Source organism: Ruania rhizosphaerae (assembly GCF_009805705.1).
Classification (GTDB): Bacteria; Actinomycetota; Actinomycetes; order Actinomycetales; family Beutenbergiaceae; genus Ruania; species Ruania rhizosphaerae.
The window spans coordinates 318,771-327,212 of the sequence record NZ_VSMB01000004.1 but is presented as its reverse complement, the minus strand read 5'-3'; the positions used below and the strand labels follow the sequence as shown (position 1 = coordinate 327,212).

Below are 8,442 nucleotides of genomic sequence, written 5' to 3'. Positions count from 1 at the left end.
CCACCAGTGGTGATCTGACCCAGGATGGTGACCGTGACCCGTCGCTGGACTTCGGGTTCGTCCCGGACCTGGTCTCGGTGGGTGACTACGTCTGGATTGATGAGGACCGTGATGGCATCCAGGACGAGGGTGAAACCCCCGTTGAAGGTGTCGAGATCACGTTGCTGGACGAGAACGGTGAGGTCGTGGCGACCACGACCACTGATGAGGACGGGTACTACGTCTTCACCGACCTGGACGTCAACACCGATTACACGATCGAGTTCCCCACCACCATCACCGTGGACGGCGACACCTACCCGCTCACCACAGCAGGGGCAGGAGACGACACCAGCCTGGACTCCAACCCGAACCAGGACACCGGCCGCTACTCCTTCACCACCCCCGCCACCGGTGCCAACTCCGCCGAACCCGGCCAAGCCGACATCCCCACCATCGACGCCGGCTACACCCCACCGCAGGTTGACGAGCCATCACCCAGTCCGACGGAAGGGCCGACCCCCAACCCGGTCGACCCGATGCCGAGTACGGGAGTCCCCGGTTCGCTCATCCTGACGGGTGGACTTGCCGCACTCGCTCTGCTGGTTGGCATCGTGCTCCTCACTGCACGCCGGCGGGCACTTCACTCCTAGACACGGAGCAACGCGAACGCCCGCGACACGGAAGTGTCGCGGGCGTTCGCCTGCCATCAGCGTGCGAGAGAATGGCAGCTGGACGAGGGCCCGGGACTTGGTGAAGGGATCCGTTGGTGGGCAACAGTAGGGACGCCGTCTCAGGGACACCCCAGACGGGCAACATGCACAAGCCCCTCGGAAAGCGGGTGCTCACCACTGTGCTGATGCTGTCGGCATTCTTGACCCTCGGTGCCTGCTCCGGAGGACTCGATGAGGAAGGGCAACCGCTGACGATCGAGCAGTCCGAACAGCTGGCTGCGGCCCGGTTCGCACTCGGCAATGGCGGCGTCTTCACAGCGACCGTGGCTACCGGGGAGTCCGATTCGATCGACCGAATCGCCACGGAACTCACGGTGGACCCTGTGCGTCTCGTCGCGTGGGGAACGCTGGCCCGCGGCCCTTCCGACATGGCAGTAGCGGAGGAGGTGTACCTGACAGAGACAGCCCTCGCTGTGATGCGAGATGGCCGATGGCAGGTGCAGGAGCAGGGACAGCTACTCGAGCAGCTCCGGATTGTCTTTGCGCTCGTCACTGACCGGCCAGAGAACGCGCAGTTGCTCCGTCAGTCCGATGCCCGGTATCTGGGAACCAGTGACCTCGATGACGTCGAGATGTCGGTCTTCCTGCTTCCTACCCTGGACGGCTCGGACGGCGTCTCTCGATTGTGGCTCGATCCAGACGGCAGTATCGGGCGACTCGATTCCGGCGATGACCGATTCGTGATTCGAGTCGGCGGTAGGGCTCCGACAGACGAGCCCGTCGACGCCCCCATCGCCGGAGCTGGCTCCGATACCGCTTAGGTAGCCGCGCCCGATGATTGTGCGGGTAGTGGTCCACGAATCAAGATCACCGAGCGAGGGCCCCTGGCGCGACCCACAGAAAGTACTGCGTCACCAGGAAACCCACCACCGGGTTCAACCACAGGAACAGCCGCCACCCGGCCGTCGCACGCTGTGCGTCAGTATCGCTGACGTTCAGATAGGGAGCTGTCGACACCAGGTAGGGAACCAGCAGCACGGCCAGCGGTGCCCACGCACCACCCCACACCGCCAGCATCACACCCGCCGCCACGTACAGCCCGACAGCGATACGCACCGTCGCGGCCGCCCCAGCCCACGTGGCGATCGAGGCGATCCCACCCGCACGATCGGCTAACACGTCCTGTACCGCCCCGAATGCGTGCGAGGCCATCGACCAGGCGAAGAAGGCGAACAGTGCGGCGAGCACGACAGCGTCGAGCTCGATACCGGAGAGTGCGACGGCGTACACCGCCGGACTCACGAAATGCATCGCAGACGTGACTGAATCCAGGCCCGGCCGCTCCTTGAAACGAAGCAGTGGTGCCGAGTACGCCACCACCGCGAACACACTGACGGCGAGCACCGCCGTCGCCGGCAACGACCCCAGCGCCACCAGAGCCGCAATGAACGGCGCCGAGGAGCCCACAGCAGCGATCACTGTGGTGCGGTGCAGTGAGCGTTCCAGGACCACACCGTGCACCCCGCCTTTGCGAGGATTGTGGATGTCGGACTCGTAGTCCCACACGTCGTTGAGGCCGTACATCAGCAGGTTGTAGGGCACGAGGAAGAAGAGCGTGCCCACGACCATGGTCAACGCTGGAACATCGCCCGCCAGCAGGCAGGCCACCAGGAACGGATATGCCGTGTTGATCCAGCTGATCGGGCGCGAGGAGGCGAGCACGTGACGCCACGGGAGGACCTGCTGCACCGCGCTCACGACGTGTCGTCCGCTCCGCGCCCGGTGCGGCCGTCCCGTCGCCGCAGGTCCGCTCGCGCGGCGAGCGACCAGAGACCGGGCACCACCATCGCCGCCACGAGTGGCCACGCGAAGTCCTCGATCGGGGCCAGACCCACCCGGACCCCCACCGTGTGCTCGTCCGCGTACCCGAACAGGTCAGCGGCGATCATCACGTTGTCGAAGACGGCGGTGAGAACCACCAGAACCAGCGCCAGTAGGCCGATATGCGGCCACGGTCCGCGATACGTCAGCGCACAGAACACCGCGGCCAGTGCCAGCACGATCAGGGCGAGTCCCAGGTAGGTCATGAACTCTCCGTCCTGCTCGTACGCCCGAGCAGCTGCAGAACGATGAGGCTCAGGTAGCACAGAAAGGTGATGAACACGAGCTCCTCCACGGGGAGCTCGGGCAGCACCTCGATGCCCGTCATCGCCGCGCTCTCACCTCGGTGGTAGAAGCCTGCACCGATGGCGACGACATCCCACACCAGGAAGATCGCCCCAGCTCCGAGCACGGTCGCCGCAGCACGCACCGGCGCGTGCCAGAACGCGAGTCGCCAACGGGCATCCATCAGCACCAGGCACCCCAGCGGGATCAGCAGGAACAGCAGGTAAAGGTACGGCGTCATCGACGTGCCCTGGTGCGCAGAGCGGGAAGCGGTTCCGGTAGTGGGCCGGTGCTGACATCGCCACGTATGCGCTTGAGAACCAGTTCCGCGCTGATGAGGCACATCGGCAGTCCCACACCGGGAATCGTCCCAGAGCCAGCATACAGCAATCCGCCAACGTGCCGGGACGCGTTGCGCGCCCGGAACATGGCGCTCTGGCGCAACGTGTGGGCCGGGCCGAGCATCGTGCCCCGCCACGCATGCAGGTCGGTGGCGAAGTCGGCCGGGCCCACGGTCCGGCGCAGAACGACGCGCTCGCGCAGGTCGGCGACCCCGGCCCGCTCGCCGATCTGATCGAGCATCCGGTCCACAAGCTCCTCGACGGCGGGCGAGCCCTTGCCGTCGAGGCCGCCGTGGCCCAGGGCAGGGTCCGCGCCCACCGGCACCAGCAGGAACAGGTTCTCGTCGCCGGCGGGTGCGACGCCGTCATCGGTGGCCGAGGGGCGGCAGACGTAGGCCGAGGGGGTACGTGGGATGCGGCCGGCGTCGATGTCGGCGAACGTGCTCGCCCAGTCCTTGGCAAAGAACAGCGAGTGATGGGACAGCTGAGGGAGCCCGCCGCGGATCCCGAGGTAGGCAAGGACGGCTCCCGGCCCCGGGTCGCGGCGGCGCCACCACGCCTCCGGATAGGTCTGTAGTTGCTCCGGCAGCAGCTGGGTCTCCAGATGGTGCAGGTCCGCAGCGCCGACCACCACGTCCGCCTCGAGGTGACGGCGCAGCCCGCGCCGGACGTAGTCCACGCCGCTCACCCGTGCCCGGCGGGTGCCGGTGGTGTCGATCGCCGTGACCTCAGCACCGGTGTGCATCTGTGCCCCGTTCTCGGTGGCGAGATCGGCGATGGCCTGGATGAGCCGGGTGAACCCACCCATCGGATACTGCACCCCGCCGGTCAGATCGAGCGAGCTCATCAGGTGATACATGCTCGGGGCCCGCCGAGGGGAGGTACCGAGGAACACCGCCGGGTACCCGAGGATCTGCTGCAACGGAACATCCGAGAACTCACCTCTCACCTTGGACTCCATCGACCGCAGCAGCAGCGTCGCCAGCCGCGGCAGCCGGCGCAGTACGTCCGGCGTCAGGAACCCACGCAGGTCCGCAAAAGTGGTGTAGAGGAACCGAGCCCGGGCGAGCGCCTCGGTCTCGGCGGCCGAGTCGAGATAGGACCGCAGGCGGGCGCCCGCTCCGGGCTCACGTGCCTCGAACAGGGCCACGTTCTGCTCCAAATCGGCCGCGATCTCGATCGGCTCCGCCTCCCCCTCGGCGAAGACGCGATAGGCGGGGTCCAGCGTGCGCAGGTCGAGCACATCGTTCACGTCCCGCCCCAGGAGCGAGAAGAAGTGGGCGAAGACCTCCGGCATCAGATACCAGGATGGTCCGGTGTCGAAACGGAAGCCCTCGGCCTCCCAGGAGCCAGCGCGTCCGCCGACCTCGTCGTGCCGTTCCAGCACGTGCACCTCGTGCCCCTCGGCTGCGAGCAGGGCCGCCGTGGCCAGCCCGGAGATCCCACCGCCGATCACCGCCACCACGGAGCCCGTCACGCCCGGGCTCCGATCGCCGTCACGAGAATGCGGGCCTTCACCGCATCCGGAACGCGGACCCTGCGGCGCAGGATCTCCTCAGCGGGTGTTCGCCTCAGGCGCCGGGAGAGCTCGCCGAAGAAGTGATGCGCGGCCAGCACCGCGCGGCGGCTGCGAGGTGGCAAACCCGCGATGGTCACCCGGGCAGCGGCGAGGTCGGCGTCGATCTCGTCCAGGAAGGTGTCACGCTCGGCGTTACTCAACCCCGCCACGTCCACCCCGGGCAGGTAGTTACGCCCGAGGAGATCCCGGTCCGCGGCCAGATCGCGCAGGAAGTTGACCTTCTGGAATGCGGCACCGAGCCGGATCGCGCCGGCTTGCAGACGTTCGTAGGCAGCGTGGTCACAGTCAGTGAACACGCGCAGGCACATCAGGCCCACGACCTCCGCGGAGCCGTGTACGTACGCATCGAGTCCGGTCCGGTCGTGGTCACGCACGTGCAGATCGCTGCGCATGGACGCGAAGAAGGGATCGATCAGCTCGGCTGTGATGCCGTACCGCCTCGCCGTCCCAGCGAATGCGTGCACGACCAGGTTGGCGCTACGTCCATTCTCGAGGGCAGCCAGCACGTCTGCCTGGAGACCATCGAGCAGGCGCGCGCGGCAGGCGGGGTCGAGGGCGGGGTCCGGATCGTCGACCAGTTCGTCGGCGATGCGCACGAGTGCGTAGATCGTGCGCACGTGGGTGCGGTCCGGCTCGCCCAGCAGCGCTGTCGCCCAGCCGAAGGAGGTCGAGTACTGGCGGATCACCACCTGTGCGCTGGCGTGAGCAGCGTCGTCGTATCGCGTGCGTCCGGTCGCGCCTGTCATGCGGCGCTCCACGCGAGGTCATGGGCGAGCCAGGCGACGCCGATGAGTTCGGCGCCGGCACTGCCGAGGAGGATCGCGCGCTCGCGGGCTGCGCGCTCGTGTTGGTCGGCCAGCTGCTCCACACTCGTCCTAGCGCCGCACTCGATCAGTAGTCGGCGCACTCTCGCCAGGGCTGCCGTGTCGACGTCGGGATCTCCTACGTGCGGGCGCACCTGGTCCCACGCATCGGTCGCGGCAGCATGGGCGAGCAGGGCCGTCCGCTTGCCCTCGCGAAGGTCGGAGAGGGGGTTCTTGCCAGTGCTGGTCTCGTCGCCGAACATCCCGCCGAGATCGTCGCGGAGCTGATAGGCGATCCCGAGCAGCCGTCCGACCTCTCCTACCTCGGTCACGACCTCCTCACTGGCACCTGCGAGCACTGCACCTGCCTGCAACGGCAGGGAGAAGGAGTAGGCAGCGGTCTTCAGCTCCTCCATCCGGAGCACCTCGGCCACCGGGAGCGAGTCGTCCAGCGTGGCGCGCACGTCGGCAAGCTCTCCGGCAGCACTGTCGAGGAGAGCATCGTCCAGGAGCGCGAGCAGTCGTGCGACGCGCTCGGTCGGCGCCCCGCAACCGGCCACCAGCTGGACCGCACCAGCGAGGGCGAGATCTCCGGCCAGGAGCGCGGCAGCCTCACCGTAGCGGCGCGCCACATCCGGCGCGGCACCGACACGGGCGCCGTCGTGGGCAAAGGAGCCGGAGATGTTGGGAAGGCCGCGCCTGGTCTGATCGCCATCGATCACGTCGTCATGGATGACGAAGGCCGTGTGCAGCAGTTCCACCGCGGCGCCGATCGTGGCGCTGTGGTCGGCGTCGGCGCCACCGCAGGCGGCAGCTCCCGCCTGGACCAACCGCGGCCGCAGCCGCTTTCCGCCGTCGCTGGCACGCCGGAGTGCCGTCCACAGGTCGTCCGCACCGCGCGCCGCCATGCGGGCGGCGCGGGAGGCGAAGAAGGCGTCGAGCCGTGCCTGGACGGCTGCGTCGTGATCGTGCGTCATGATCGCAGCTCTGCGTCCAGCAGGGGTACCTGGAGGGCCATCCACGGGCTCACGCTCCAAGGTGCGAGCCGAACGAGGTCGACAACGCCCGACCATGGCTCCCACCGCCACCAGACGACCTCGCCCGGGTTGGGCGCCGGATCGGTGCCGACCGTGGCGGTAAAGACCGGGCACACCTCGTTCTCGACGATTCCGGAGTCATCCACTGCCCGGTAGCGGAAGTCCGCGACCGCCATCCGGATACCGTCGGCCTGGAGCCCGAGCTCGTCACCGGCGCGACGACGAACTGCCGATTCGAGCTCTTCGCCAGGCCGGGGGTGCCCGCACCAGGAGTTGGTCCACACGCCTGGCCACGCACGCTTGGACAGGGCACGTCGGGTCAGCAGGACATGGCCGTCGTCGTCGAAGGCGTAGCACGAGAAGGCCAGGTGCAACGGTGTCGATCGATGGTGGCTCTCCTCGCGCGGCGCCGTCTCTCGTGGCCGGCCGTCGTCGTCGAGAAGGATCACGAGGTCCTCGGAATCCATGACACTCCCTCCTTATTGCTAGATAATCTAGCAATAAGCGTGCTGAGTAAAAAGGGGAGTGCTGATGGGTCGCCGTAGCATCGACGTCATGTCAGGCGATGGCTACTGGTATGACGCGAGCGCCGAGGGCACGCAGATCCTTGCGGCGCTGCGGCGATTCCGGGCGGCCGAAGAGCATTTCCGCCGCCAGCTGGTGCGAGAGATGGGGATGAACATCACCGATGTGGTGGCGATCCGTCACGTGATGGCCGCGGAGCAGGCCGGTGCTGCGCTCACCCCCCGCGACCTCGCCGACCGTCTGGAGATCTCGACGGCGTCCGTGACCACCTTGCTGGACCGGCTGGCTGGCTATGGGCACCTGGACCGCGTCGCGCACCCCACCGACCGGCGCAAAGTGGTGGTGCGTGCCACGGCGCACGCTCACGAGGAGGTGCGCACCCGCCTGGCCGCGATGCACGAGGAGATGGCCCGGATCGCTGCCGCCGTCCCTCCGCACTGCCGGGACGCCGTCGTGGGCTTTCTCGACGCGATGGCGGGCCACTTCGCCGGAGCCACGGGCCCAGCCGACCATGACCCAGCCGGTACGTGATCAGCCGATCGACACGTCGATCGCCTCCAGCAGTCCGATCCGGGAGGCGGCATCACGCAGCAGCAGGAACCCGGCGATACCCATCACCCAGGCGATCGTCTCGCCCGAGGATTTCGCCATCCAGGCCGAGACACGGATCAGCAACGGTTCGATCAGCCGGCGGGCGGCGATCCGTGCGCCGAGCAGCACCAGCGCCGGAAGCACCATCACCACGCAGTAGCCGGTGAGTAGCAGCACCCGCTGCGCTACCGGCAGGTCGGCGGCGGTGAGCATCCCGACGGCGCCCAGGTAGGGAAGCATGGTGGCCACCTCGAGTGTGGCTGCCCCGAGTGCCAGTCCCATCAGCGCCGGCCATCCGCCCCGGCCCTCGGCCGAGACTGTGCGCTCCCGCCAGCGGGAGAACCGGCCCGGTGCGGGGCTGCTGCCGTCCTTCGGCTCTCGCCCGACGAAGAACGCGCCGACGAACAAGACGGCCCCCAGGACGAGCTGCGCGTAGGTGAGCACCGGGGAGTCCTGGTCCAGCGCCGTCATCAGGGTGTCGGCTCCGGCGAGCAGGAGCAGCCCGACCGCCCAGTAGAAGGCGGCCACGGTCACCAGGAACACCAGTACCCGCCCCGGGCGTAGCCGCCCCGGGGCGAGCATCAACCAGATCGGGATCAGCAACGTCCCGAAACTGGCGGAGTCCACGAGCGCGAGCACGGCGAGCGTTCCGAGCAGAGCTGCAGTCATGCCAGCAGCATGCGCGGGCGGGCGGCGATGCGGCATCGGCCAGGAGGAGCGGGCGGATCTCATCCTTTCGTCGCATCG

11 protein-coding genes are annotated in these 8,442 nt (G+C 68.1%); 3 read left to right on the top strand and 8 right to left on the bottom strand.

The window, feature by feature from the left end; all coding sequences use genetic code 11:
- Together FV560_RS08820 and FV560_RS08815 are read left to right on the top strand one after the other, a co-directional pair.
- Positions 1-632 (top strand): SdrD B-like domain-containing protein (locus FV560_RS08820; RefSeq protein ID WP_200837586.1); only part of this gene is annotated, 632 nt, incomplete at its 5' end.
- A gap of 164 nt (positions 633-796) precedes the next feature.
- Positions 797-1,474 carry a hypothetical protein gene (locus FV560_RS08815; RefSeq protein WP_159621139.1) on the top strand — a complete coding sequence of 226 codons (678 nt, stop codon included), beginning with the start codon at positions 797-799 and terminating at the stop codon, positions 1,472-1,474.
- A gap of 46 nt (positions 1,475-1,520) precedes the next feature.
- Here FV560_RS08815 and FV560_RS08810 read toward each other — a convergent pair whose 3' ends face one another.
- Genes FV560_RS08810 through idi form a run of 7 tightly spaced genes read right to left on the bottom strand, consistent with a single transcriptional unit; the run spans position 1,521 to position 7,046 of the window.
- Positions 1,521-2,411, bottom strand: coding sequence for a prenyltransferase (locus tag FV560_RS08810; RefSeq protein ID WP_235020017.1), 891 nt, complete (start codon positions 2,409-2,411; stop codon positions 1,521-1,523).
- Positions 2,408-2,740 (bottom strand): lycopene cyclase domain-containing protein, encoded by a 333-nt coding sequence (locus FV560_RS08805; protein WP_159621138.1) that lies wholly within the window; start codon positions 2,738-2,740, stop codon positions 2,408-2,410. Before FV560_RS08805 ends, FV560_RS08810 begins: the two co-directional genes overlap by 4 nt.
- A complete protein-coding gene (locus tag FV560_RS08800) occupies positions 2,737-3,060 on the bottom strand; it encodes a lycopene cyclase domain-containing protein (protein WP_159621137.1) in 324 nt (107 codons plus the stop codon). The genes FV560_RS08805 and FV560_RS08800 overlap by 4 nt, the downstream gene beginning before the upstream one ends.
- Positions 3,057-4,637 (bottom strand): phytoene desaturase family protein, encoded by a 1,581-nt coding sequence (crtI, locus tag FV560_RS08795; protein WP_159621136.1) that lies wholly within the window; start codon positions 4,635-4,637, stop codon positions 3,057-3,059. Before crtI ends, FV560_RS08800 begins: the two co-directional genes overlap by 4 nt.
- Positions 4,634-5,485 carry a phytoene/squalene synthase family protein gene (locus FV560_RS08790; RefSeq protein WP_159621135.1) on the bottom strand — a complete coding sequence of 284 codons (852 nt, stop codon included), beginning with the start codon at positions 5,483-5,485 and terminating at the stop codon, positions 4,634-4,636. Before FV560_RS08790 ends, crtI begins: the two co-directional genes overlap by 4 nt.
- Positions 5,482-6,519, bottom strand: a complete 1,038-nt coding sequence (locus tag FV560_RS08785; RefSeq protein WP_159621134.1) for a polyprenyl synthetase family protein — start codon at positions 6,517-6,519, stop codon at positions 5,482-5,484. The genes FV560_RS08790 and FV560_RS08785 overlap by 4 nt, the downstream gene beginning before the upstream one ends.
- Positions 6,516-7,046 carry an isopentenyl-diphosphate Delta-isomerase gene (idi, locus tag FV560_RS08780; protein ID WP_159621133.1) on the bottom strand — a complete coding sequence of 177 codons (531 nt, stop codon included), beginning with the start codon at positions 7,044-7,046 and terminating at the stop codon, positions 6,516-6,518. The genes FV560_RS08785 and idi overlap by 4 nt, the downstream gene beginning before the upstream one ends.
- 88 nt (positions 7,047-7,134) lie before the next feature.
- On the opposite strand from idi, the gene FV560_RS08775 reads away from it, so the two are divergent.
- The gene (locus FV560_RS08775) at positions 7,135-7,635 is read left to right on the top strand and encodes a MarR family winged helix-turn-helix transcriptional regulator (RefSeq protein WP_159621132.1); all 501 of its coding nucleotides are present in this window, start codon (positions 7,135-7,137) and stop codon (positions 7,633-7,635) included.
- Here the strand turns inward: FV560_RS08775 and FV560_RS08770 are convergent, their stop codons facing one another.
- Positions 7,636-8,364: a GAP family protein gene (locus FV560_RS08770; protein ID WP_159621131.1), complete on the bottom strand. Its 729-nt coding sequence runs from the start codon at positions 8,362-8,364 to the stop codon at positions 7,636-7,638.
- Between the last annotated feature and the right edge of the window lie 78 nt (positions 8,365-8,442).

Bases quoted from the DNA above. Each gene is read 5' to 3' on its own strand.
- FV560_RS08815 (WP_159621139.1), top strand. From the start codon at position 797: ATGCACAAGCCCCTCGGAAAGCGGGTGCTCACCACTGTGCTGATGCTG.
- FV560_RS08805 (WP_159621138.1), bottom strand. From the start codon at position 2,740: ATGACCTACCTGGGACTCGCCCTGATCGTGCTGGCACTGGCCGCGGTG.
- FV560_RS08800 (WP_159621137.1), bottom strand. From the start codon at position 3,060: ATGACGCCGTACCTTTACCTGCTGTTCCTGCTGATCCCGCTGGGGTGC.
- FV560_RS08790 (WP_159621135.1), bottom strand. From the start codon at position 5,485: ATGACAGGCGCGACCGGACGCACGCGATACGACGACGCTGCTCACGCC.
- FV560_RS08785 (WP_159621134.1), bottom strand. From the start codon at position 6,519: ATGACGCACGATCACGACGCAGCCGTCCAGGCACGGCTCGACGCCTTC.
- idi (WP_159621133.1), bottom strand. From the start codon at position 7,046: ATGGATTCCGAGGACCTCGTGATCCTTCTCGACGACGACGGCCGGCCA.
- FV560_RS08775 (WP_159621132.1), top strand. From the start codon at position 7,135: ATGTCAGGCGATGGCTACTGGTATGACGCGAGCGCCGAGGGCACGCAG.
- FV560_RS08770 (WP_159621131.1), bottom strand. From the start codon at position 8,364: ATGACTGCAGCTCTGCTCGGAACGCTCGCCGTGCTCGCGCTCGTGGAC.